Genomic DNA, 22,882 nt, shown 5'->3' on the forward strand with positions numbered 1-22,882 from the left:
AGATCAGTCGGCGGCCAGGCCTCGTAGCGCGGGAACCAACTGCGCCAACGCCTTTCCGCGATGGCTCAGTGAATCCTTCTCCTGCGCAGAGAGTTCCGCCGACGATCGGCCGGCCGCGACGGCGTCGTCGGGGATGAACAGCGGGTCGTAACCGAAGCCGTTGGCGCCCCTCGGGACACGCAGGATCGTGCCACGCCACTCCCCTCGCACCACGGTTTCGGAACCGTCGGGCGCGACGAGTGCACACGCGGAGACGAACGCGGCACCGCGACGCTCGTCGGGCACGTCACCGATCTGATTCAGCAGCAGGTCGTTGTTGGCGGCATCGTCGCCGTGGCGGCCGCTCCACCGCGCCGACAGCACCCCGGGCATCCCGTTGAGCGCATCCACCGACAGCCCCGAATCGTCGGCGAGACAGACCAGGCCGGTGGCCCGCGCCCCGGCACGTGCCTTGATCAGCGCGTTCTCCTCGAACGTGGCGCCCGTCTCGGGTTCTTCGGGGTAGTCGGGCACCGAGTCGAGTCCGATCACCTCGAGTCCTACGATCCCCGCCGCGTCGACGACCCGCTGCAGTTCGGCAAGCTTCTTGGCGTTGCGGCTCGCCAGCAGAATCCGATTGGCCATCAGGCCGGAAGCTCGCCCGGGTACGGCTGCTCCAGCGCGATCCGCTGGGCCTCGAACAGTTTGGCCGTGCCCACCTCGGCGATGTCGAGCAGCTTCTCGAGGGTGGCACGCGGGAAGGTCGCACCCTCACCGGTCCCCTGCACCTCGACCAGCGTGCCGGCGTCGGTGGCGACCACATTCATGTCGACCTCTGCGCGGGAATCCTCCTCGTAGGGAAGGTCCAGACGCACCCGGCCGTCGACGACGCCGACGCTGACCGCGGCGATCATGCACGACAGTGGCTGCGGATCGCTGAGTTGGCCTGCCGCACCGAGCCAGGTGACCGCGTCGGCGAGGGCCACGTAGGCGCCGGTGATCGCCGCGGTGCGGGTACCGCCGTCGGCCTGCAGGACGTCGCAATCGAGGGCGATGGTGTTCTCCCCCAACGCGGCCAGGTCGATGCAGGCCCGCAGGGAACGTCCGATGAGCCGGCTGATCTCGTGTGTGCGGCCACCGATCTTGCCCTTGACCGATTCCCGACGAGACCGTTCGTGGGTGGCCGCGGGCAGCATCGAATACTCCGCGGTGAGCCACCCCAGTCCCGACCCGCGCCGCCACGGCGGCACGCCGACGGTGACGCTCGCGGTGCACATCACCCGGGTCTCGCCGAATTCCACGAGCACCGATCCGGCCGGATGGCTGGTGAATCCGCGGGTGATGGTGATCGGTCGGAGTTCGTCGTCGGCCCTGCCGTCAGCGCGTGTGGTCACCTCACCAACTGTAGACATCGCCTCCGACACCGCCGACGCCCCCCACGCGCCGACTCAGAAGTGGAAGATCTGACCCTGTCGCACCAACTCGACCGGTCCCGAGAACGTGCTCCGGGCCTCGGCGAGAATGGTTTCGGCGTCACACCACGGAGCGACATGGGTGATCGCGAGCGTCTTCACATTGGCCTTGGTCGCAGCCTCTCCGGCCTCGATACCCGACAGGTGCAGGTGTTCGGGCCGAGTGGCCGGGTCATGGGTCCACGACGCCTCACACAGGAACAGGTCCGCGTCCGCGGCGACGTCGATCAGTTCGTCGCACGGGCCGGTGTCACCGCTGAAGGCCACCACATGCCCGTCCGGTCCGGTGATCCGCATCCCATAGGTCTCCGGCGGGTGATCAACCGCGAGCGCCTGAATACGCAGGCCCCCGAGGGTGATCTCCATCCCGTCGCTCCACTCGTGCACGTCGAAGGTGTCGCTGATGTCGTCGATCTCGCCCGGATATTCCGAGGACGCCGCACCGATGCGCGTCGCAACACCCGACGGGCCGTACAGCGGCGCCTTCTCCGGTGCGGGACCGGGTGGGGCGTAGCGACGCCACACCAGCATCGCGGGTAGATCGAGACAATGGTCGGCGTGCATGTGGCTGAGCACCACCGCGATGTTGTCGGGATCGGCCACCCTCATGAGTTCACCGATCACCCCGGGCCCGCAGTCGACAAGCACCGGCTGCTCACCCGGCGCGGCAAACAGGTACCCCGAGCAGGCCGCCCCCGGCCCGCCCACACTTCCCGAGCACCCGAGGACCGTGAGACGCATGTTCCTACCATGCCATGCGCGCATGGCATGGTGATCAGGTATCGGGCACAAGTCGGTTGCGGGCCGGCGAATCGGTGTCGACATTCCTCAGATGCGAGCCACCGCCCCGATGGTGGGACCGAGGAAACGGCTGGACAACTTGGCGAACGACGCGGGGTCACCGGTCGCCTGGAAGACCCGCTCGGCCTCGCGATCGGAATGCGGGTGCAGCATGTCACCCTCGGTCAGAACCCGGAACAGGTCCTTGGCCGTCTCCTCCGCACTCGACACCAGCGTGACCTCGTCACCCATCGCCAACTGGATCACGCCGGACAACAGCGGATAGTGCGTGCACCCCAGAACGACGGTGTCGACGTCGGCCTCCTGCAGCGGTTCCAGATATCCCTGGGCCAGACCGAGGATCTGTCGCCCACTGGTGATTCCGCGTTCGACGAAGTCGACGAATCTCGGGCAGGCGACCGCGGTGATCTGCGCGTCGCGGGCCGCGGCGAACGAATCCTGATACGCACGTGAGGCGATCGTGGCCTCGGTGCCGATCACCCCGATCCGCCCGGTCTTGGTGGCCACCACCGCACGCCGCACCGCCGGCAGCACGACCTCGACCACCGGGATCGGGGCATACCGTTCCCGGGCGTCACGCAGGCATGCCGCCGACGCGGTGTTGCACGCGATGACGATGGCCTTGACGCCGCGCTCGGCGAGGTCGTCGCCGATCGCGAGAGCGTGCTTGCGGATCTGCGGAATGGTCAGCGGACCGTACGGGCCGTTGGCGGTGTCGCCGATGTAGACGATGTCTTCGTCGGGCAGCAGATCGATGATCGCGCGGGCGACGGTGAGCCCGCCGACGCCGGAATCGAAGATGCCGATCGGAGCGTCGGGCGTCGATGATGCGGTTATGACCTCACCCCCGGAGTGGTCCCGGCACCACGATTCGGGCGTCGGCGGTCGCGGTCGGCGAGGTACCAGGCGGCCACCACACCGCCGATGGCCCCGAACAGGTGGCCCTGCCAGGACACCCCGAACGTGCCGGGGAACACTCCCCACAGCACCGAGCCGTAGACGAGGAAGAGACCGATACCCAGCAGCACCTGCCAGAAGTCCCGGTTGAACAGGCCGCGCACGAGCAGGAAGGTCAGCCAGCCGAAGATGATCCCCGACGCGCCGACGGTGATCGTGTACGGAGGTGCGATCAGCCACACCCCGAGTCCCGAGATCACCCACACGATGGCCGTCACGATCAGGAACCGGCGCGTCATCAACACCAGGAAGCCGAGCACGATGCCCGGAATGAGGTTGGCCCACAGGTGTGCCCAATCGGCATGCAGGAACGGGGCCCACAGGATGCCGTCGAGACCGTCGATCTGCCGCGGCTCGATACCCGCATCATCGAGTTGATAGCGGGTGGCCGCGTCGATCGCCTCGATGACCACCAGCAGGGCCACGATGGCCGCCATGACGATGGCCGATCGCTGCCACAGCGGTCGGCCTGCGCGTGGGGTCGCGGTCGGCGGTGTGACGGTCATGTCCTCCTCATTCACCGGTGGGGGCCGGCCATCACCGGACTCACGCCCAGAGTTGCCCTTCGAGGGCCTGTTGGGCCTCCTCCAGGCTACCGTCGTACGCCCCGGTCGACAGATACTTCCATCCCGCGTCGGGGACGACGAACCCGACGTCGGCACGTTCGCCCTTCTTGATGGCCTGACGTGCGACGCCGCGTGCCGCCTGCAGGATCGCGCCGGTGGAGACGCCCGCGAAGATCCCCTCGGTGTCGATGAGTTCGCGCACCCGCGCCACCGCGTCGACACCCTGCACCGAGAACCGACGCGTCAGCACCGTGTCGTCGTACAACTCCGGGACGAAGCCCTCGTCGATGTTGCGCAGGCCGTAGACCTCGTCCCCGTAGCGGGGTTCGGCCGCCACGATCTGCACGCCCGGCACCCGCTCACGCAGATACCGCCCCACCCCCATGAGGGTTCCGGTGGTTCCCAGACCGGCGACGAAGTGGGTGATCTCGGGCAGATCGGCGAACAGTTCCGGACCGGTGCCCTCGTAGTGCGCGAGCCAATTGGCCTCGTTGCCGTACTGGTAGAGCATCACCCAGTCGTCGTGGTCGGCCGCGAGTTCCTTGGCCACCCGGACCGCGGTGTTCGAACCACCCGCGGCGGGCGAGGAGATGACCTGCGCACCGTACATCCGCAGCAGTGATCGACGTTCCTCCGAGGTGTTCTCCGGCATCACGCAGATCAGCTGATAGCCCTTGAGCTTCGCTGCCATCGCCAGCGAGATCCCGGTGTTTCCGCTCGTCGGCTCCAGGATCGTCGCGCCCGGCGTCAGCACACCGTCGCGTTCGGCCTGCTCGATCATGCGCAACGCCGGACGGTCCTTGATGGAACCGGTGGGATTGCGGTCCTCGAGTTTGGCCCACAATCGCACATGCGGGCCGTCGTCGGAGTCGTGCCACCGGGGCGAGAGCCGTTGCAGACCGATGAGCGGGGTGTTGCCGACCGAGGCGATCAGCGACTCGTAGCGCGCCACGCCTCAGCGTGCTCCGCCGGCCGGAAACCGCACTCCGGCTCCGCCGGCGACCGCGGGCAGGATGGTCACCTCGTCGCCGTCGTCGATCGACGTGTCGAGTCCGCCGGAGAAACGGACGTCCTCGTCGTTGACGTAGACGTTGACGAAACGGTGCAGCTTGCCGTCGGCGACGAGACGGTCGCGGATGCCGGGGTTGGCCGACTCCAGATTGTCGAACACCTCCGACAAGGTGGATCCGCTTGTGTCAACCCGCTTTTCACCACCGGTGTGGGTACGCAGGATCGTGGGGATGGAAACGGTGACGGCCATGATGTTCTTCAGCTCCTGATCTCGATCTCTTCTTCGGTGACCACCCCGTCGAGAATCCGGTAACTGCGCACCTGCGCGGTATCGGGCTCCCGGGTGGACACCAGGACGTAGTGGGCGTTCGGTTCACTCGCGTAGGAGATGTCGGTGCGGCTGGGATATGCCTCGGTCGCGGTGTGTGAGTGGTAGATGACCACCGGTTCCTCGTCATTGCGGTCCATCTCGCGCCACACCTTGAGCTGTTCGAGCGAATCGAATCGGTAGAAGGTGGGCGAGCGCTCCGCGTTGACCATGGGGATGAACCGCTGCGGGTCGTCGGAACCCTCGGGGCCGGCGATGACGCCGCACGCCTCGTCGGGGTGATCGGCGCGCGCGTGCGCGATCATCTGATCCACCAGGTCCCGACCGATCCTCAACACCGACTCGTCCTCCGCCGCGATCCTCCGGGCCCGCCCCGGCGGGCAGGCAATGTCCGCCGGACATCAACGACGCCGGCGACCGGGCTATTCCGTGCGACCACGAATCGACGGCCTCTCGACGTCACCGCGTGAGTCGATCACCCGTTCCGATCACCTCGCCGACCCGTCCTCCGAACGCATGTCATCCATCCGATCCACAAAGGGGGTTGACCTGCAGGGGCCCGTTGTAGCGTGTGCCTACCTCGATCTGCGGTGCCGGATTCTCACATCGACCACCGGCCTCGGGGACCACAGAAAAGGAGTGCCATTTCATGCAACGTGCCCAGCGTGTTGCCACTGCAGCCGTCGCGGCGGGTATCGCCGCCGCCCTCGCCCTGACCGGATGTTCGTCGGGCTCCGAGAGTGGTTCGTCGGGTTCGACGACGGCCACCTCGACGATCACCGATCCGGCCGCGTTGGTCAGTGCCGCCGCCGACTCGACCGCCGCCCTGACCGGCGCCCACCTGAACCTGGTGGTGACCGGGACCATCCCCAATCTGACCGCCAAGGCGGTCGAGGCCGACGTCACCACCAAGCCGCAGATGGCGGCCAAGGGCACCGCGACCGTGCTGCTCGGTACCACCGAGGTGAAGGCCCCGTTCGTCTACGTCGACGAGCATCTCTACGCCGATATCGGTGATGAGGGATTCGTGGACTACGGCGATGGCCGGTCCATCTACGACGTGTCGGTGGTACTGGATCCGGACAAGGGGCTGGCGAATCTTCTCCGGCAGATCCAGAACCCGACCAAGACCGGTGCGGCCGAGGTCGACGGGGTGCAGGCCACCCAGGTCACCGGCACCGTCGCGGCGATGACCCTGGCACCGCTGACCGGGGTCAACGTGACCGCCAATCAGAATGCGCAGGTCCCGATCACCGTGTGGATCACCGCCGACAATCAGCTCGCCCGGGTGGCCATCACGCCGGTCCCCAACTCGTCGATGACGATCACGCTGTCGAAGTGGAATGACACCGTCGAAGTGAGCAAGCCGTCGCAGATCGTGACGCCGAGCGCCTCGACACCGCCGAACCCGGCCGACGCCTCCCGCGTGCCGGCCTGACACCCACCCACGAAAGGCAGAAAGCCATGACCATTCGCAAGCGCTTCGTCGCCGCTGCGGCCGCAGTGGGCGCGGTGGGTGCGGCCGTCGTCGCCCCCGCCGCGCTGGAGACCGCACCGGCCCACGCGTACGGCAACTACTACGGCGCCATCGCGCTGAACATCTCCGACGGCACCGTCGGCCGCGCCTGGGATTACGACTCCTACGCCGAGGCCGACGCCGCTGCGCTCGGCGCGTGCGGGTACGGCTGCAAGGTCGTCGTCGACTTCGTCAACGGCTGCGGCGCGGTCGCCTCGTCGCCGGACTACTGGGGCTACGGACGCGGCTCGAGCCTCTACACCGCCCAGTCCAACGCGCTCTACGCCGCGGGCGGCGGGGAGATCTACACCTGGGTGTGCACCACCGGGCACGACTGACACTCCCCGACCCATCCAGCACTCGTGGTGCCGTCAGCGCAATGCCGACGGCACCACGTCTGCGTAGGCGGGAATGCCGGCCACCGGCCGCGCGGCGATCACCGCCTGCCAGACCGCATCGCGCGTCACCTCCGCCGCCACCTGGGCGACCTGGGTGAGCACGGCGGCCTCGGGGTTCATCCCCGGCGGGATGAGCGGCGACGGTTCCACCGGGCGGGCCCCGGTGGACACCGCGAAGATGGTGTCGCCGTCCAGCGGTGAATGCACCGGCACGATCGCGCGGGCCAGGCCGTCGTGCGCGGCCACCGCCATCCGTCGCAGAGACGCCGGGCTCAGTGCCGCATCGGTGGCCACCACGCCGATCGTCGTGTTGAGAACCGTTGCCTTGGAGGCGATGTCGGCCACCGCACCGATGTCCGCCGGAGTCGGTTGCCGCAGACCGAACCGCTCGAGATCGGCGACGCCGATGCCCCACGGCAATCCCGTTGCCGGATCGATCACCGTCCCGACCGGATTGGCCACGATCAGCGCACCGACCGTCACGCCGGCCGCCGGGCCCGCGTCGATGACCCGGCTCGCGGTACCCACACCACCCTTCAGGCCGCCGGCGCGGGCGCCGGTTCCGGCTCCGACACTTCCGATCGCGAAGCCCTGCGCCGCCGCGCGTGTCGCGGCCGCGCCGAATCCCGCGTCGGGACGACGATCCCAGCCGCCCACCGGGAGATCGAAGATCACCGCCGCCGGCACGATCGGCACGACGTGGCCGTGGATGTCCATCGGCAGTCCGACACCGGCACGTTCCAGCTCGGCCATCACGCCGTCGGCGGCGGCGAGCCCGTAGGCGCTGCCGCCGGTCAGCACGATCGCGTGGGCGACGGTCACCGTGTTGGACGGGTCGAGCAGGTCGGTCTCACGCGTCCCCGGCCCACCACCACGCACGTCCACCGCGGCCCGCGGGTCCGGACCGGCGATGCGGACGACCGTGGTCCCGGTGGCCCAGCCCGACCCGGGCCGATCGCCGGGCCGATCTCCGCCGACGACGACGTCGTCGTCGAGGCGATGATGATGGCCGACGGTGATCCCGGCGACGTCGGTGAGGCGATCTCCCCGACGGCTCACCGGCACGTCGCCGGGGCCACCGGCAGGGGCCGCGGCACTCACATCAACGACTCCACCAGGAGTTCCTGCATCACCGTGAGCCAGTGGTAGACGTCGAGATGCGCGGCGTGCGGATGGCCCTCGGGCAACTGATCCGGGGTGTCCTCGGAGATCCCCAGCATCGCGCCGAGCGCGAGTCGCACGTCGTTGAGTGCGGTCAGCCAGTCCAGCGCCTGCGCCTCGGTCAGTGCGATGTCGCCACCGCCGGGCGGGAGCGAATCGAGCAGGGTCTTGGCCGCGGCCATCTTCGCGTCGATGATCTTGGGTTCGTTGATGCTGCGCAGCGCCGCGTTGAGATCGCCGTTGACCATGTCGGCGGCCAGTTCGCGTTCCTGATCGGGCCGATGAAAGTCCGGCAGCAACCGGCCCAGGGTCACATCGCCCGGCGGCGCGGAATGCCCGGTCCGGATTCCGGTGAGCTCCGCGAGATCGTCGGTCGGTGCGCTCGACTCCCGCTCATGCAGGAGATCGATCATCGACGAGACCATCGAGGTGAGCAGCTCGACCTCGTTGCGGTCGAGGTTGGAACAGATCCGCATACGCGAACCACGACCCTGACGTTTCCAGGTGCGCACGTGTGATCCCGGCCGCGCTCAGCAGTCGCGCTGCATCGTGGCCCACAGGCCGGCCGCATGCAGCTTCCGGACGTCGGACTCGACCTTGTCGCGATCCCCGCTGGACACCACGGCCTTGCCCTCGGTGTGCACCTGCATCATCAGTTGATTGGCCCGGGATTCTGAGTAGCCGAAGATCTTCTGGAACACGAAGGTCACATAGCGCATCAGGTTGACCGGATCGTCCCAGACGATCGTCATCCAGGGCCGGTCGAGATCGGCGACGTTCTCGGCGACGGTCGGTTCCGCGACCGCCGCACCACCCGGAGTAGCCTCGTGCGCACGCAATACGTCAGGCGCCATACCTCCAAGGGTAAGGGATCACCACCGTGGACAACACCGCCCTGCTGACCGATCACTACGAGGTCACCATGGTCTCGGCTGCGCTGCGCCAGCCGATCGCCCATCGACAATGTGTCTTCGAGGTGTTCGCCAGGCGTCTGCCCGACGGCCGCCGGTTCGGTGTCGTCGCAGGCACCGGTCGCGTCCTCGACGAACTCGCCCGCTTCCGGTTCGGCGACGACGAGATCGCGGTCATCGAGAAGTTCTGCGACGCCGACACCGTCGCCTGGCTGCGCGACTACCGGTTCTCCGGCGACATCGACGGCTACCGCGAGGGCGAGCTGTACTTCCCGGGCTCGCCGATCCTCACCGTCCGCGCGAGCTTCGTCGAGGGAGTGCTCCTCGAGACCCTGATCCTGTCGATCCTCAACCACGACAGTGCGATCGCCTCCGCGGCGGCGCGCATGGTGAGCGCGGCAGGCAGCCGGCCGATCATCGAGATGGGATCCCGGCGCACCCATGAACGAGCCGCGGTGTCCTCGGCCCGCGCCGCCTACATCGCCGGCCTGTCGGCGACGTCGAATCTCGAGGCGGCACGGACCTACGGCGTGCCCAGCGCCGGCACGGCGGCGCACGCCTTCACCCTCGGATTCTCCGGCCCCGACGGACCCGACGAGAAGGCCGCGTTCGCCGCCCAGATCGAGGCGCTCGGCGTCGGCACCACCCTGCTGGTGGACACCTACGACATCACCCAGGGCGTCGCCAATGCGATCGCCGTCGCAGGGCCCGAACTCGGCGCGGTCCGCATCGATTCCGGCGACCTCGGTGTCCTGGCCCGCCAGGTGCGCGCGCAACTGGACTCGCTCGGCGCGACGAAGACCAAGATCGTCGTGTCCGGTGACCTCGACGAGTACGCCATCGCGTCGCTGCGGGCCGAGCCCGTCGACATCTACGGCGTCGGCACGTCGCTGGTCACCGGTTCCGGCGCGCCGACGGCCGGCATGGTCTACAAGCTCGTCGAGGTCGACGGGATCCCGGTGGCCAAACGGTCCAGCCACAAGGAATCGCAGGGCGGTGCCAAGACGGCGATCCGCACCGCCCGACCCAGCGGGACGATCGTCGAAGAGGTCGTCTACCGCACCGGGACCCCCGCTCCCACGGCCACCGGGCTGATATCACGGGATCTGCAGATCCCCTTGGTCCGCGACGGCAAACCCGTCGACGAGCTGCCGACGCTGACCGATTCCCGCGACCATCTCGCGCGGGGTCTGGTGAGTCTGCCCTGGGAGGGTCTCGGGTTGTCCCACGGCGATCCGGCCGTCCCGACCCGTTTCGTTCTCCCCACGCCGCCCGGGTGAGCCACACTCGCGTGTGAGCCCCGTCCGCCCCGCCGTCCGACCTCCAGCCCCGAGGAGAGCCATGTCCAGCCCGACCTCCGACACCGCCGCCGACGCCCTCATCATCGTCGACGTCCAGAACGATTTCTGCGAGGGTGGCGCACTGGGCGTGGCCGGTGGCAACGCCGTCGCCCAGGCGATCAACACCATTCTCGGCGAGTACTCGACGGTGGTGGCCACCCGCGACCACCACATCGATCCGGGCTCGCACTTCTCCGAGAAACCCGACTTCGTCGACTCGTGGCCACCGCATTGCCGCGTCGGCACCGACGGCGTCGCCTTCTCCCCCGGCCTGGACACCTCGACGGTCGCCGACGTGTTCTCCAAGGGTGAGTACTCGGCCGCCTATTCCGGATTCGAGGGCGCCGACGACGACGGCGTGACACTGGAACACTGGTTGCGCGACAAGGGCGTTCACTCCGTCGATGTGGTCGGGATCGCGACCGACCACTGTGTCCGGGCGACCGCCCTCGACGCCGCTAAGGCCGGTTTCGCCACCCGGGTGCTGCTGAACTTCACCGCCGCGGTGGCCGCCGACACGGCGACCTCCGCGCTCGCCGAGATGCGGGCAGCGGGCGTCGAGGTGTCCGGCGACCTGCTCTACGGTGGCGCCGGATCCTGATCTTTCATCCACAGCCTGCCGTCATCGACGCCCACCGCCGCGAAACACCTGACAGACTCACTCATGCCTGAACTCCCCTCGGTGACCGATCTTCTCGACGCCGCCGTCACCGCCGTCTCCGGTGCCCGACGCGACGGGCAGGTGCGGATGGCCACCGCCGTCGATCACGCCATCGACGTCGGTGAACACCTGGCGGTGCAGGCCGGCACCGGCACCGGCAAATCCCTGGCGTATCTGGTCCCGGCGATCCGTCATGCCGTCGCCAGCGGGCACACCGTCATCGTCTCGACCGCCACGATCGCGCTGCAACGCCAACTCGTCGAACGCGACCTGCCGCGACTGGCCGACGCGCTTGCCGGTCCGCTCGGCCGGCGGCCCACCTTCGCGATCCTCAAGGGCCGCGCCAACTATCTGTGCCTGCACAAGATCCACGCGGGCACCGTCGAGGAGCCGGACACCGAACTGTTCGACGCGTTCGAACTGTCGCGGACCGGCCGCGAGGTGACCCGGCTGCGGGAGTGGACCTCCGACACCGAGACCGGTGACCGTGACGACCTGACCCCCGGGGTCTCCGACCGCTCATGGCGGCAGGTGAGTGTGTCGGCTCGCGAATGTCTGGGGGCCGCGAACTGCTCGTATGCCGAGGACTGCTTCGCCGAACGCGCACGGCGCGCGAGTGGCCAGGTCGACGTCGTGGTGACCAATCACGCGATGCTCGCCATCAATGCGATGAGCCCGGCCAACATCCTGCCCGAACACGACGTCGTCATCGTGGACGAGGCGCACGAGCTCGTCGACCGGATCACCGCCGTCAGCACCGCCGAGGTGTCGGCGGCGGCGGTCGCCAACCTGTCGCGCCGCGTCGGCAAGCTCATCGACGAGGAGACCACCGACGCGCTGCTCGGCGCCGGCGACCAGATCGGTGCGCTGCTCGAGGAGTGTCCGCCGGGTGAGTGGACGCGACTGCCGGTGTCGGCGGGCACCATGCTGACCGCGTTGCGGGACCGCTTGTGGGCGGCCCGCTCGGCGATCGGGCCGGTGCGCGGCACCGGGATGAGCGGTGAGGATGCCGCCGCGCGGTCGGCGGCCCTGACCGGCCTCGACGACCTGCACGACACCATCGTCCGCCTGCTGGACACCTTCGGCGAACCCGATGTGGCCAAACGTCGCGACGTGGTGTGGGTCGCGGCCGAACGGGTCGGACGGGGAGCGTCGGCCACCACCCGTCCGGTGCTGCACATCGCCCCGCTGTCGGTGGGTGGGCTGTTACGCGCCACCCTGTTCAGCACCGCGACGGTGATCCTGACGTCGGCGACCCTGACCATCGGTGGCTCCTTCGACGCCCTGGCCGCCACCTGGGGATTGCCCGCGGCCGGTCGCGGCGCCGACACCCCCGCCGCCGACGACATCGACGCAGCGAAGATCGACGCGGCGACATCGACCGGCTCCGCGCGGGAGGTCACCGCGACTGGGAAGGCGGCGCCGTCGGATTCCGGGCCGGTGCGGTGGACCGGGATGGACGCCGGTTCACCGTTCGATTATCCGCGTTCGGCGATCCTCTACGTCGCCCGGCATCTGCCCAGACCCGGGCGTGACGGCCTCGCCCCGCGGACCCTGGAGGAGATGGAGCAACTCATCGCCGCCGCGGGTGGACGCACCCTCGGACTGTTCTCGTCGATGCGCGCCGCCCGCGAGGCCGCCGACGCCCTGACCGATCGCTGCTCGGTGCCGATCCTGTGTCAGGGCGACGACACCACCTCGACGCTGGTGCGTCGGTTCGCCGAGGACCCGGCGACCTGTCTGTTCGGGACGCTGTCACTGTGGCAGGGAGTCGATGTCCCGGGTCCGTCGCTGAGTCTGGTGCTCATCGACCGCATCCCCTTCCCGCGGCCCGACGACCCGTTGTCGACCGCGCGGCAACGCGCCGTCGACGCCCGCGGCGGTAACGGCTTTCTGTCGGTCGCCGCCAATCATGCGGCGCTACTCCTGGCCCAGGGCGCCGGGCGGCTGCTGCGGTCGGTGGACGACCGGGGTGTGGTCGCGGTGCTCGACTCGCGCCTGGCCACCGCGGGCTACGGCGGATACCTGGCCGCATCCCTGCCGCCGTTCTGGCGGACCACCGATCCGGCGGTGGTGCGTTCGGCACTCGGCAGGCTGACCGCGGTGCCCGTACGCTGATCTCCGGACGCGCGGCCCGCAACCACGTCACAATGAGTTCAGGCGCGGTCACCGGTGGGCGCGCCCAGCACGGTGTTCAACAGCAACGACGCATCCGGCCGGAGTCGCGGCCTGCGTGAGAAGGGAGCCGCGAGTGATCGGCCGGATGGGCATCGACGACATCCAACCACTCGTATCGGCAGGTGCGAATCCAGGCAAAGCCGTTGTGGGCGAAATGGTTCCGGTGAGCGCCACGGCGTGGCGCGAAGGGCACGACGCCCTCGGCGCGACCCTGCGGATCGAGGGACCGAGGCGACGCATCTTCGAGGTCCGGATGACGCCGTCGATCGAACCGGATCAGTTCAACGCGGCGTTCGTCCCCGATCTCGAGGGCTTCTGGACGTTCCGTATCGAGGCATGGAGCGACCCCTTCACCACCTGGAAGTCCGGCATCGTCAAGAAGATCGAGGCCGGGCAGGGCACCGTCGATCTCGCCAACGATTTGGAGATCGGGGCCAGGATTCTCGACGTCGCACACGATCAGCTCCCACCACCGGATCGCGCTCACCTCGAAGAGGCGATCTGGATGCTGCGCTCGGACGAACCGCAGATCGCCGGCCGGGTCCGGCCGGCGCTGTCGGACAAGGTCGCGACACTCCTGCACCGGCATCCGGTGCGCGAAATGGTCACCAAGAGTCGCAACCACCGCGTCTGGGTTGATCGTCGACGCGCCCTGTTCGGGTCGTGGTACGAGATGTTCCCGCGGTCGACGGGCGGCTGGGACAACGAGGGCCACCCGGTCCACGGCACGTTTCTGACCGCCGCACAGGATCTGCCGCGCATCGCGGACATGGGTTTCGACGTCGTCTATCTGCCGCCGATCCACCCGATCGGCCGGGTGAATCGCAAGGGCCCCAACAACACTCTGATCGCCGGTCCCGAGGACGTCGGTTCGCCGTGGGCGATCGGCTCCGCCGACGGCGGCCACGATGCGATCCACCCGCAACTCGGCTCCGCCGACGACTTCACCTACTTCATCGGCCGCGCCCACGAACTGGGCATGGAGATCGCACTCGACCTGGCGTTACAGTGTGCGCCCGATCATCCGTGGGCGATCGAGCATCCCGACTGGTTCACCGTCCTCCCGGACGGGACGATCGCCTATGCGGAGAATCCGCCGAAGAAGTATCAGGACATCTATCCGCTCAACTTCGACAATGATCGCGCCGGGATCTACGGTGCCATCCTGCGGGTGACGCTGCACTGGATTTCCTTGGGAGTCAAGATCTTCCGTGTCGACAATCCGCACACCAAACCGCCGAACTTCTGGGAATGGCTGATCATCGAGGTGAAGAAACGCCACCCCGAGGTGCTCTTCCTGGCCGAGGCGTTCACCCGACCGGCCCGCCTCTACGGTTTGGGCCGTCTCGGCTTCACGCAGTCCTACACGTACTTCACCTGGAAGACCGCCAAGTGGGAACTCGAGGAATTCGGCCGCGAGCAGGCCGCACGTGCCGACGAGGCACGTCCCAACCTGTTCGTGAACACTCCCGACATCCTGCACGAGAGCCTGCAGCACGGTGGTCCCGGCATGTTCGCGTTGCGTGCGGCGCTCGCGGCGACGATGGCACCCACCTGGGGTGTCTATTCCGGGTATGAACTCTATGAGCACCAGGCGGTCCGCGAGGGCAGCGAGGAATACCTCGACTCGGAGAAGTATCAACTGCGCCCCCGCGACTTCAAGGCGGCGGCGTCGCGCGGTGAGTCGCTGGAACCGTGGATCACCTCACTCAACGCGATCCGCCGTCGGCATCCCGCCCTCCAGCAGTTGCGCAACATCACCTTCCACAACGTCGACAACCCGGCGTTGATCGCCTATTCGAAGATCGATGCCGTCTCGGGTGATCGCGTTCTGGTGGTGGTCAACCTCAATCCATTCGGCACCGAGTCGTCCACCCTGTGGCTGGACATGCCCGCCCTCGGCTTCGACTGGCAGGACCACTTCCGCGTCCGCGACGAGGTCACCGGCGACGAGTACACCTGGGGGCAGGCCAACTTCGTCCAACTCGTCCCGTCACGGGCGGTCGCCCACATCCTCGCCTTGCCTCCGCTCGATCATGCTGCCGCAGAACAACTCTCCTACCGGATTCGATGAGGACACCGTGACCAACACCCCGGAAGACCCGGACACCCCCACCACCGAACCGGCGACGGGTACGAACGCCTCCCCCGCCTGCGGCCTGCCCGACCCATTCGCCTCCGATCACGATCTGAACCGACTCGACACGCTGACGCACCCCGATCCGCATGCGTTCCTCGGCGCCCACGACACCGGCACCGGATTCACCATCTTGCGCACGTTGCGGCCGAACGCCGAGTCGGTGACCGCGCTCATCGGTGGTGCCGAGTACCCGATGACGGCACAGACCGATGACCTGTTCGTGGTGGCGGTGCCGATCGAGGGCCTCATCGACTACCGGTATCGCATCGACTATCCCGACGGCGCCGGCGGCACGAACCAGTTCGTCGTCGCCGACGGATACCGTTTCCTGCCCAGCATCGGTGAGACCGACACCTATCTGTTCGGTGAGGGCCGGCACGAGCAACTCTGGACGATCCTCGGGGCCCGGCACGTGTCGTACACGACGCCCGACGGCGAGGTGACCGGAACCGCGTTCACCGTCTGGGCGCCCAACGCGCACGGCGTCGCCGTCATCGGCGACTTCGACTGGACCGGACGCACCGCGCCGATGAGATCGCTGGGAAGCAGCGGCATCTGGGAGGTCTTCCTGCCCGACGTCGGTGAGGGCACCCAGTACAAGTTCCGGATTCACGGCGCCGACGGGGTGATCCGGGAGAAGGCCGATCCGATGGCGCAGCGCACCAACGTACCGCCCGCGACCGCCTCGGTGGTGACCCGGTCGCACTACACGTGGACCGACGACGAGTGGATCGCCCGGCGCGCGGCGTCGTCACCGAACAGCGAACCGATGAGCGTGTACGAGGTGCATCTCGCCTCCTGGCGAGAGGGTCTGAGTTACCGCGAACTCGCCGACCAACTCGGTGACTATCTGATCGAGAAGGGCTTCACCCACGTCGAGTTCCTGCCGGTTGCCGAGCATCCCTTCGGCGGTTCGTGGGGATATCAGGTCACCTCGTACTATGCGCCGACCGCCCGATTCGGTACGCCCGACGATTTCCGCTACCTGGTGGATCATCTGCACTCGCTGGGGATCGGGGTCATCGTCGACTGGGTGCCGGCCCATTTCCCCAAGGACGAGTGGGCCCTCGCGCGGTTCGACGGCACCGCCCTCTACGAGAACGCCGACCCCATGCGGGGTGAGCAACTCGACTGGGGCACCTTGATTTTCGACTTCGGACGATACGAGGTCCGCAACTTTCTGGTGGCCAACGCCCTGTTCTGGTTCGCCGAGTTCCACATCGACGGGCTGCGGGTGGATGCGGTCGCATCGATGCTGTACCTCGACTATTCGCGCCCCGCGGGTGGCTGGCGCCCCAACATCTACGGTGGACGCGAGAACCTCGAGGCGGTGCAGTTCCTCCAGGAGACCAATGCGACCGTGGCCAAACACTTCCCGGGTGTGGTCACCATCGCCGAGGAATCCACGGCGTGGCCGGGAGTGACCCGGATGACCGATCTTGGCGGCCTGGGGTTCAGCCTGAAATGGAACATGGGGTGGATGCACGACACCCTGGGATATCTGGGACGCGATCAGGTGCACCGCAGTTTCCATCACCACGAGATCACCTTCTCGATGATGTATGCGTGGAGCGAGAATTTCGTGCTGCCGCTGTCGCACGACGAAGTGGTCCACGGCAAGGGCACACTGTGGAGCCGGATGCCGGGCGATTCGTTCACCAAGGCCGCCGGTGTGCGCGTCTTCCTGGCCTATCAGTGGTCGCATCCCGGTAAGCAATTGCTGTTCATGGGACAGGAGTTCGGCCAGACCGGCGAGTGGTCGGAGGACCGCAGCCTGGATTGGCAGCAGATGACCGGATGGGAGGGCGAGTTGCATTCGGGTATCTCGGCCCTGGTCACCGATCTCAACCGGATCTACAAGGCGACCCCGGCCCTCTACAGCAAGGACACCGAACCGTCGGGATATGAGTGGATCGACGCGAACGACACCGCCAACAACGTCATCAGCTTTCTCCGATACGGCTCGGACGGGTCGGTGGTGGCCTGTCTGTTCAACTTCTCCGGCTCCGACCGCAGCAATTACCGGGTGGGCCTGCCGGTGGCCGGCGAGTGGGTCGAGGTGCTCAACACCGATTCGGCGGCGTACGAGGGTTCGGGCCAGGGCAACCTCGGTTCGGTCGTCACCGATGACACCCCGTGGCATGGCCGAGAGGTGTCGGCGCGGGTCATGTTGCCCGCCAACTCGGCGATCTGGTTGGCGCCGGCGGCCGCCGACTGACCCGGGCACATCGCGATGAGGTAGCTCATACCCGACGCCCACCGCGCTTGGATCGTGTCAGAACTCTTTGTGGCACAACATATTTCGTGACACTGTCGGCGCCGCTCCGGGTGAACTGCCACCGACATGCGCGCGAACGGCCGATGGCCGTTAGGGTGGTCTGGTCCCGCATCCACCTCGGTTGCGGGACGGATACCGTTGGGGAATCTCGTGGCACGTTCGCCGGGTGACAAATCGACGACGGCACGCAAGTGGACGGGACCGCCGATCACCGTGGTGACCGGCGCCGTGGTGGCCGCCTCCATCATCGGGGTCAACGTCGCGACGCCGGACACCGGCACCGACACGGCTGCCCCGAGACATCGACGGCCACATCCACCCTGGCCACCTGGACCACTGTGGATTCCGTCACACGTTACGCGACGAGCGGATCTGTGATCAGGGGCAGGCCGATCAGTACAGCGCGCTGGCCAGTTTGCGACGGGCAGCGACCACGAAGGGCTCCGCCGGATCGAAGAGCTCGAACAACTCCAGCAGGCGCGTCCGCGCGCGGGTACGGTCGTCGCCGGCCGTCCTCCGGACGACGTCGATGATGCGACCGAAGGCCGCCTCGGGCTGCTGCGCGAGCAGCAGCACGTCGGCGGCCGCGAGCTGCGCGTCGACATCGCCGGGTGCCGCGTTCTCGACGATCGACGGGTCGTGTGCCTGCGCGCGGAGCACGAACTCGAGATTGCGTGCGGCCGAGGCCGCTTCGACGTTGTGGGGCTCGGCCGCCACGATCGCGCGGTAATCGGCCAGCGCGCCGTCGAAGTCACCGGCGTTGAGCTTGTCCTCGGCGGCCTCCATCCGGGGATCGACCGCTTCGGTCTCCGCATCCGCGGGCGCCCCGGTCAGCGCGCCGCCGACCTGGGTGAGGATGTCGTCGAGCCAGGCAGCGATCTCCTGCTCGCTGCGCACCCCGTTGAACGCCGATACCGGCTGTCCGGCCGCGATGGCCACCACCATCGGAATCGACTGTGCCCGAAAGGCCTGCGCGATCCGCGGATTGGCGTCCACATCCACCTTGGCCAGCACCCAGCGGCCGCCCGACGATGCGGCCATCCGTTCCAGCACCGGGGAGAGCTGTTTACACGGCTGGCACCACTCGGCCCACAGGTCGACGACCACCACCTGCCGGGTCGAGCGTTCGAGAACCTCGGTCTCGAATGTCTCCTCAGTGATGTCGATGACGGCGCCGCCACCGTGCTGCGCGGCGGGCTGCCCGCCCTCGGCGGGTCGGGTGGGCCGTTGCGCCGCAGCGCGTTGGGCCTCGGCTCGTTCCTTGAGGGCCGACAGGTCGACGGCGCCGGCCATGGCGACGGTGGCGGCGGCCTGCTGTGCTGCGGCTGCCTGCGCTCGGGAAGAAGGTCTGCTCACATCTCCAGTGTGTCATGTCGGCGTCGACTCTCGACCGGCTGCGGGGCCGACACCACGCCCGCGGCCCACGCCACGAAGGCGAGCGCGAGGAGTACCGGCATCAGTCCCACGCGCAGGGAGGTGACGCCACCGATGGCCCCCACGACGGCGGGCCCCGCCAGCATGCCGAGGTAACCGCAGCCGACCACCGTCGAGATCGCCCGACCGCCGGCCCGGGTCGTCAGGTTTCCGGCGGCGGTGAAGATCTGTGGGATCAGCCCGGCCAGCCCGATACCGAACACCGCCCACCCGAGGATCGCGATGATCGCCGAGGGCGCGCCCTCGCCACTCGGTATCAACGCGATCAGCATGCCGATCGCGCCGATCACCGCTCCCCATCGGACCACCGCCACCGGGCCCACCCGGGCCGCGATCGGGTCGATGACGAAACGGGCCACCATCATCGCCGCGCTGAATCCCGCGAACGCGATCGCCCCGATCGCCTCGCGCGTCCCGAAGGTCTCCACGACGTGCAGAGCACTCCAGTCATAGGCGGTGCCCTCGGCGAGCATCGCGGCGAACGCCACGGCGGCCAGGAGTATCAGCCGCCGCAGGTCGAGTTCGCGCCACCACCGCCGTGACGCATCCTCGTGCGACGCGTCGGGCGCCGACGACTCCGCCATCCCGACGTCACGTCCCACCAGGCCCGCCGACGCGAATGCGACGACGACCAACCCGAGCGCACCGAGCACGGCGACGGTGACGGCCACCGGCCAATCCATCCACAGACCCACCGCGACCACACCGGAACCGAGCAGACCGCCGACGGAGAAGAATCCGTGGAAGGCCGACATGATCGGCCTGCGGTAGGCACGTTCGACCTGTACGGCCTGGGCATTCATCGACACATCGAGCGAACCGTTGGTGAAGCCGAACACCGCCAGCGCCAGGGCCAACCACCCGGGCGTGGTGGCGAGGACCGGTCCGAGCATCGCGCCGCACAGCACGATCGCGGCGACGAGTGTGGTCGGCCGCGATCCGATCCGGTCGATGAGACGACCGCACACCTGCATACCGACGAAGGCGGTGGCACCGACCAGGAGCAGCATCGCGCCCAGCTGCCCGTGCGAGGTCCCGGTGTGCTCGGTGATCACCGGGATGTGCGCGACCCAGAGGGCGGCGAGGAAGCCGTTGAGGCCGAAGATCGTGGCGACCGCCGCGCGCGCCCGCGTCAGACGGTGCATTCCTCAATCATCCAGGTGCGCCCGGACCCGCGTGACCTTGCCCGCGAGCTCACCCTCGGTGTGACCGGCCCGGATATCGGCCTTGAGGACCAGTCCGACGCGGGGCGCGAGTGCCGCGACGGCATCGGTGGCCTGCTTGACCACCGCCATCACCTCGTCCCAGTCACCTTCGAGGTAGGTGAACATCGGGGTGGTCTGATGGGGCAACCCCGACGCGCGCACCACCCGGACGGCCTCGGCGACGGCCGCACTCATCCCGCCGTCGGCGTCGACGGCGTCACCTCCGGACGGCGAGATGCTGAACGCGACGATCACCGGCGGATTCCTCTCAGGCCGCGAGTTCGGCGGCGGGATTCTGCTCGACCGACAGTTCGGCGAGATGGCCGTTGCGGGCGGCCCACCACTCGAACACCAGGGTGCCGAACGGCGGGATGCTCGACGCCAGGGCCAGGGCGGTGACCTTGAGGCTCCACTTCAGCGAGAGCGCGGTCACCAGGGAGATCGCCACGAACACGACGAAGACGATGCCGTGCGTCATCCCCGGTACCGCGACCGCTTCGGTATGCCCGAGCATCCACTTGAAGAACATCGCGACGAGAAGCGCCGCCCAGGTGATCGCCTCCAGGATCGCGACGAAGCGGAAGCGTTTGGCGGGTGTGGACAGATCGAAGATACGCGTCATGGAATCCATTGTGCCGAAGACCGGACAGGTCTACGACATCTCGTAGTAGGGGTGTGCGATGGGCCGTGACCGGCGCCACGGCCCATCGCCGGATGTCATGTCAGGCCTTGGGCACCCGGATGATCAGCGCGTCACCCTGCCCGCCCGCACCGCACAATGCCGCCGCGCCGACGCCACCACCGCGGCGCTGCAGTTCCAACGCCAGATGCAGGGCGATGCGGGCACCGGAGGTTCCGATCGGGTGGCCGACGGCGATGGCACCACCGTTGACATTGACGATCGTGGGATCGACGCCGAGCGCCTTGGTCGAGGCCAGCCCGACAGCCGCGAAGGCCTCGTTGATCTCGATGAGGTCGAGGTCGGCGGGGGTGATGCCGGCCCGGTCGCAGGCCTTGGTGATGGCATTGGCCGGCTGCAGCTGCAGCGACGAGTCGGGGCCGGCGACCACACCATGCGGGCCGATCTCGGCCAACCACTCGACGCCGAGCTCGGCGGCCTTGGCCTTGCTCATCACGATCACCGCGGCCGCACCGTCGGAGATCTGCGAGGAGTTACCGGCGGTGATGGTGCCGTCCTTGCGGAACGCGGGCCGCAGACCACCCAGCGACTCGGCGGTGGTGTTGGCGCGAATCCCCTCGTCCTCCGCGAACTCGATCGGGTCACCCTTGCGCTGCGGGATCGAGACGGGAACCACCTCGTCACCGAAGAGCCCGTCCTTCCACGCCGCGGCCGCCCGCTGATGACTGACGGCGGCGAACTCGTCCTGCTCGGCGCGGGTGAACCCGTTCGTGTCATTGCCCTGCTCGGTCAGCGCACCCATCGGCTGATCGGTGAACGCATCGAAGAGTCCGTCGTAGGCCAGGTGGTCGACGAGTTCGGTGCTGCCGTACTTGAAGCCGCTGCGGCTGCCGGGCAGCAGGTGCGGGGCCTGGGTCATCGACTCCTGACCACCGGCCACCACGACGTCGAACTCACCCGCCCGGATGAGCTGATCGGCCAGCGCGATCGAGTCGATACCCGACAGGCACATCTTGTTGATGGTCAGCGCCGGGACGTCCCAGCCGATGCCGGCCTTGACCGAGGTCTGACGCGCGGGCATCTGCCCGGCGCCGGCGGTGAGGACCTGCCCCATGATGACGTAGTCGACCGCCGAGGCCGGGACCTTCGCGCGCTCGAGCGCCGCCCGGATGGCGATCGCGCCGAGGTCGACCGCACTGAAATCCTTCAGCGAGCCGAGCATCCGACCGAACGGGGTGCGCGCACCGGCAACGATGACCGAGGCGTGATCTGACGTCGTGGACATGGAGGGACCTCCCACACAGGGCGACCGCGGCGCCTACCGAGCGGTCGGTGAAGTAATTTTGCCCCCTCAACGCTACCGTTAGGCCATGAGCGCATCAGCAGCTGACCCCACCCCCGGATCGCCGACCTCGGTGATCGCCGACCTCGTCGTCGCCATCGATCACGTCGGCATCGCCGTCGCCGATCTCGACGACGCCAAGCAGTGGTACGCCGATCACCTCGGCTTCGTCACCCTGCACGAGGAGACCAACGACGAGCAGGGCGTGCGGGAGGCGATGATCGGTCCGGCCGGAACCGAGGGCGCGGTGATCCAGCTGCTGGCCCCGCTGACGCCGGAATCGACGATCGCGAAGTTCCTCGACCGCAACGGCCCCGGCCTGCAGCAGCTCGCCGTGCGGGTCACCGACGTCGACGCCGTGATGACCCGGCTCACCGACGCCGGCGTGCGCGTCCTGTACCCCGCGGCCCGCCGCGGCACCGCCGATTCCCGGATCAACTTCGTCCATCCCAAGGATGCCGGCGGGGTGCTCCTCGAACTGGTCGAGCCCGTCGCGTCGTCGTCGCACTGAGTCGTCGTCGCAACTGAGTCGTCGTCGCAACTGAGTCGTCGTCGCAACTGAGT

At 68.2% G+C, this 22,882-nt stretch carries 24 protein-coding genes; 8 read left to right on the forward strand and 16 right to left on the reverse strand.

The window, feature by feature from the left end; genetic code table 11:
* Positions 1-3 precede the first annotated feature (3 nt).
* The 8 genes from rdgB to ACWDPV_RS18325 form a co-directional block, all read right to left on the reverse strand.
* Positions 4-624 carry an RdgB/HAM1 family non-canonical purine NTP pyrophosphatase gene (rdgB, locus tag ACWDPV_RS18290; RefSeq protein WP_348803264.1) on the reverse strand — a complete coding sequence of 207 codons (621 nt, stop codon included), beginning with the start codon at positions 622-624 and terminating at the stop codon, positions 4-6.
* A complete protein-coding gene (gene rph, locus ACWDPV_RS18295; RefSeq protein ID WP_449744109.1) occupies positions 624-1,373 on the reverse strand; it encodes a ribonuclease PH in 750 nt (249 codons plus the stop codon). Before rph ends, rdgB begins: the two co-directional genes overlap by 1 nt.
* A gap of 54 nt (positions 1,374-1,427) precedes the next feature.
* Entirely contained in the window at positions 1,428-2,192 is a 765-nt protein-coding gene (locus ACWDPV_RS18300) for a cyclic nucleotide-degrading phosphodiesterase (protein WP_449744110.1), read from the reverse strand.
* Between the two features lie 87 nt (positions 2,193-2,279).
* Complete coding sequence (murI, locus tag ACWDPV_RS18305) at positions 2,280-3,089, reverse strand: glutamate racemase (RefSeq protein ID WP_348803895.1); 810 nt, start codon at positions 3,087-3,089, stop codon at positions 2,280-2,282.
* Positions 3,086-3,715 (reverse strand): rhomboid family intramembrane serine protease, encoded by a 630-nt coding sequence (locus tag ACWDPV_RS18310; protein ID WP_348803261.1) that lies wholly within the window; start codon positions 3,713-3,715, stop codon positions 3,086-3,088. The genes murI and ACWDPV_RS18310 overlap by 4 nt, the downstream gene beginning before the upstream one ends.
* A 40-nt stretch (positions 3,716-3,755) precedes the next feature.
* The gene (locus ACWDPV_RS18315; RefSeq protein WP_449744111.1) at positions 3,756-4,727 is read right to left on the reverse strand and encodes a PLP-dependent cysteine synthase family protein; all 972 of its coding nucleotides are present in this window, start codon (positions 4,725-4,727) and stop codon (positions 3,756-3,758) included.
* Between the two features lie 3 nt (positions 4,728-4,730).
* Positions 4,731-5,036 (reverse strand): MoaD/ThiS family protein, encoded by a 306-nt coding sequence (locus ACWDPV_RS18320; RefSeq protein ID WP_348808238.1) that lies wholly within the window; start codon positions 5,034-5,036, stop codon positions 4,731-4,733.
* 8 nt (positions 5,037-5,044) lie between these two features.
* On the reverse strand, positions 5,045-5,452 hold the full coding sequence (locus ACWDPV_RS18325; RefSeq protein WP_348808239.1) for a M67 family metallopeptidase: 408 nt from the start codon (positions 5,450-5,452) through the stop codon (positions 5,045-5,047).
* 311 nt (positions 5,453-5,763) lie between these two features.
* On the opposite strand from ACWDPV_RS18325, the gene ACWDPV_RS18330 reads away from it, so the two are divergent.
* Positions 5,764-6,552, forward strand: coding sequence for an LppX_LprAFG lipoprotein (locus tag ACWDPV_RS18330; protein WP_348808240.1), 789 nt, complete (start codon positions 5,764-5,766; stop codon positions 6,550-6,552).
* 26 nt (positions 6,553-6,578) lie between these two features.
* Positions 6,579-6,968 (forward strand): DUF4189 domain-containing protein, encoded by a 390-nt coding sequence (locus ACWDPV_RS18335; RefSeq protein ID WP_348808241.1) that lies wholly within the window; start codon positions 6,579-6,581, stop codon positions 6,966-6,968.
* A 33-nt stretch (positions 6,969-7,001) separates the two neighbouring features.
* Here ACWDPV_RS18335 and ACWDPV_RS18340 read toward each other — a convergent pair whose 3' ends face one another.
* The 3 genes from ACWDPV_RS18340 to clpS are packed head-to-tail and all read right to left on the reverse strand — an operon-like array spanning position 7,002 to position 9,043.
* On the reverse strand, positions 7,002-8,129 hold the full coding sequence (locus tag ACWDPV_RS18340) for a P1 family peptidase (protein WP_348808242.1): 1,128 nt from the start codon (positions 8,127-8,129) through the stop codon (positions 7,002-7,004).
* Complete coding sequence (aosR, locus tag ACWDPV_RS18345) at positions 8,126-8,701, reverse strand: oxidative stress transcriptional regulator AosR (protein ID WP_348808243.1); 576 nt, start codon at positions 8,699-8,701, stop codon at positions 8,126-8,128. The genes ACWDPV_RS18340 and aosR overlap by 4 nt, the downstream gene beginning before the upstream one ends.
* Before the next feature lie 18 nt (positions 8,702-8,719).
* The gene (gene clpS / locus ACWDPV_RS18350; protein WP_348803252.1) at positions 8,720-9,043 is read right to left on the reverse strand and encodes an ATP-dependent Clp protease adapter ClpS; all 324 of its coding nucleotides are present in this window, start codon (positions 9,041-9,043) and stop codon (positions 8,720-8,722) included.
* Between the two features lie 68 nt (positions 9,044-9,111).
* On the opposite strand from clpS, the gene ACWDPV_RS18355 reads away from it, so the two are divergent.
* The 5 genes from ACWDPV_RS18355 to glgB all read left to right on the forward strand — a co-directional run bounded on the left by ACWDPV_RS18355 (position 9,112) and on the right by glgB (position 17,637).
* Entirely contained in the window at positions 9,112-10,380 is a 1,269-nt protein-coding gene (locus ACWDPV_RS18355; RefSeq protein WP_449744129.1) for a nicotinate phosphoribosyltransferase, read from the forward strand.
* Positions 10,381-10,441: 61 nt separating this feature from the next.
* The gene (locus ACWDPV_RS18360; protein ID WP_449744112.1) at positions 10,442-11,041 is read left to right on the forward strand and encodes an isochorismatase family protein; all 600 of its coding nucleotides are present in this window, start codon (positions 10,442-10,444) and stop codon (positions 11,039-11,041) included.
* Between the two features lie 63 nt (positions 11,042-11,104).
* On the forward strand, positions 11,105-13,219 hold the full coding sequence (locus ACWDPV_RS18365; RefSeq protein ID WP_449744113.1) for an ATP-dependent DNA helicase: 2,115 nt from the start codon (positions 11,105-11,107) through the stop codon (positions 13,217-13,219).
* Positions 13,220-13,352: 133 nt separating this feature from the next.
* A complete protein-coding gene (locus tag ACWDPV_RS18370) occupies positions 13,353-15,353 on the forward strand; it encodes an alpha-1,4-glucan--maltose-1-phosphate maltosyltransferase (protein ID WP_449744114.1) in 2,001 nt (666 codons plus the stop codon).
* An 85-nt stretch (positions 15,354-15,438) separates the two neighbouring features.
* Positions 15,439-17,637 carry a 1,4-alpha-glucan branching protein GlgB gene (glgB, locus tag ACWDPV_RS18375; protein ID WP_449744130.1) on the forward strand — a complete coding sequence of 733 codons (2,199 nt, stop codon included), beginning with the start codon at positions 15,439-15,441 and terminating at the stop codon, positions 17,635-17,637.
* 453 nt (positions 17,638-18,090) lie between these two features.
* On the opposite strand, the gene ACWDPV_RS18380 is transcribed toward glgB, so the two are convergent.
* The 5 genes from ACWDPV_RS18380 to ACWDPV_RS18400 all read right to left on the reverse strand — a co-directional run bounded on the left by ACWDPV_RS18380 (position 18,091) and on the right by ACWDPV_RS18400 (position 22,261).
* Positions 18,091-18,990, reverse strand: a complete 900-nt coding sequence (locus tag ACWDPV_RS18380; RefSeq protein WP_449744131.1) for a tetratricopeptide repeat protein — start codon at positions 18,988-18,990, stop codon at positions 18,091-18,093.
* Positions 18,991-19,049: 59 nt separating this feature from the next.
* Positions 19,050-20,276 (reverse strand): MFS transporter, encoded by a 1,227-nt coding sequence (locus ACWDPV_RS18385; RefSeq protein WP_449744115.1) that lies wholly within the window; start codon positions 20,274-20,276, stop codon positions 19,050-19,052.
* Between the two features lie 3 nt (positions 20,277-20,279).
* The gene (locus ACWDPV_RS18390) at positions 20,280-20,591 is read right to left on the reverse strand and encodes a thiamine-binding protein (protein ID WP_449744116.1); all 312 of its coding nucleotides are present in this window, start codon (positions 20,589-20,591) and stop codon (positions 20,280-20,282) included.
* Between the two features lie 13 nt (positions 20,592-20,604).
* On the reverse strand, positions 20,605-20,967 hold the full coding sequence (locus ACWDPV_RS18395) for a DUF3817 domain-containing protein (RefSeq protein WP_449744117.1): 363 nt from the start codon (positions 20,965-20,967) through the stop codon (positions 20,605-20,607).
* A 91-nt stretch (positions 20,968-21,058) separates the two neighbouring features.
* Positions 21,059-22,261 (reverse strand): acetyl-CoA C-acetyltransferase, encoded by a 1,203-nt coding sequence (locus ACWDPV_RS18400; protein WP_348808253.1) that lies wholly within the window; start codon positions 22,259-22,261, stop codon positions 21,059-21,061.
* Between the two features lie 85 nt (positions 22,262-22,346).
* On the opposite strand from ACWDPV_RS18400, the gene mce reads away from it, so the two are divergent.
* Positions 22,347-22,829 carry a methylmalonyl-CoA epimerase gene (gene mce, locus ACWDPV_RS18405; protein WP_449744118.1) on the forward strand — a complete coding sequence of 161 codons (483 nt, stop codon included), beginning with the start codon at positions 22,347-22,349 and terminating at the stop codon, positions 22,827-22,829.
* The last annotated feature ends 53 nt before the right edge of the window (positions 22,830-22,882 follow it).

The sequence above is a fragment of the Gordonia sp. NPDC003504 genome (assembly GCF_053587995.1).

Coding starts and splice junctions, on each gene's coding strand:
- ACWDPV_RS18335 (WP_348808241.1), top strand. CDS start 6,579: ATGACCATTCGCAAGCGCTTCGTCGCCGCTGCGGCCGCAGTGGGCGCG.
- clpS (WP_348803252.1), bottom strand. CDS start 9,043: ATGGCGCCTGACGTATTGCGTGCGCACGAGGCTACTCCGGGTGGTGCG.
- ACWDPV_RS18360 (WP_449744112.1), top strand. CDS start 10,442: ATGTCCAGCCCGACCTCCGACACCGCCGCCGACGCCCTCATCATCGTC.
- ACWDPV_RS18300 (WP_449744110.1), bottom strand. CDS start 2,192: ATGCGTCTCACGGTCCTCGGGTGCTCGGGAAGTGTGGGCGGGCCGGGG.
- rdgB (WP_348803264.1), bottom strand. CDS start 624: ATGGCCAATCGGATTCTGCTGGCGAGCCGCAACGCCAAGAAGCTTGCC.
- ACWDPV_RS18385 (WP_449744115.1), bottom strand. CDS start 20,276: ATGCACCGTCTGACGCGGGCGCGCGCGGCGGTCGCCACGATCTTCGGC.
- ACWDPV_RS18395 (WP_449744117.1), bottom strand. CDS start 20,967: ATGGATTCCATGACGCGTATCTTCGATCTGTCCACACCCGCCAAACGC.
- ACWDPV_RS18330 (WP_348808240.1), top strand. CDS start 5,764: ATGCAACGTGCCCAGCGTGTTGCCACTGCAGCCGTCGCGGCGGGTATC.
- ACWDPV_RS18355 (WP_449744129.1), top strand. CDS start 9,112: ATGGTCTCGGCTGCGCTGCGCCAGCCGATCGCCCATCGACAATGTGTC.
- mce (WP_449744118.1), top strand. CDS start 22,347: ATGAGCGCATCAGCAGCTGACCCCACCCCCGGATCGCCGACCTCGGTG.
- ACWDPV_RS18365 (WP_449744113.1), top strand. CDS start 11,105: ATGCCTGAACTCCCCTCGGTGACCGATCTTCTCGACGCCGCCGTCACC.
- ACWDPV_RS18320 (WP_348808238.1), bottom strand. CDS start 5,036: ATGGCCGTCACCGTTTCCATCCCCACGATCCTGCGTACCCACACCGGT.
- ACWDPV_RS18310 (WP_348803261.1), bottom strand. CDS start 3,715: ATGACCGTCACACCGCCGACCGCGACCCCACGCGCAGGCCGACCGCTG.
- ACWDPV_RS18400 (WP_348808253.1), bottom strand. CDS start 22,261: ATGTCCACGACGTCAGATCACGCCTCGGTCATCGTTGCCGGTGCGCGC.
- ACWDPV_RS18380 (WP_449744131.1), bottom strand. CDS start 18,990: ATGGCCGGCGCCGTCGACCTGTCGGCCCTCAAGGAACGAGCCGAGGCC.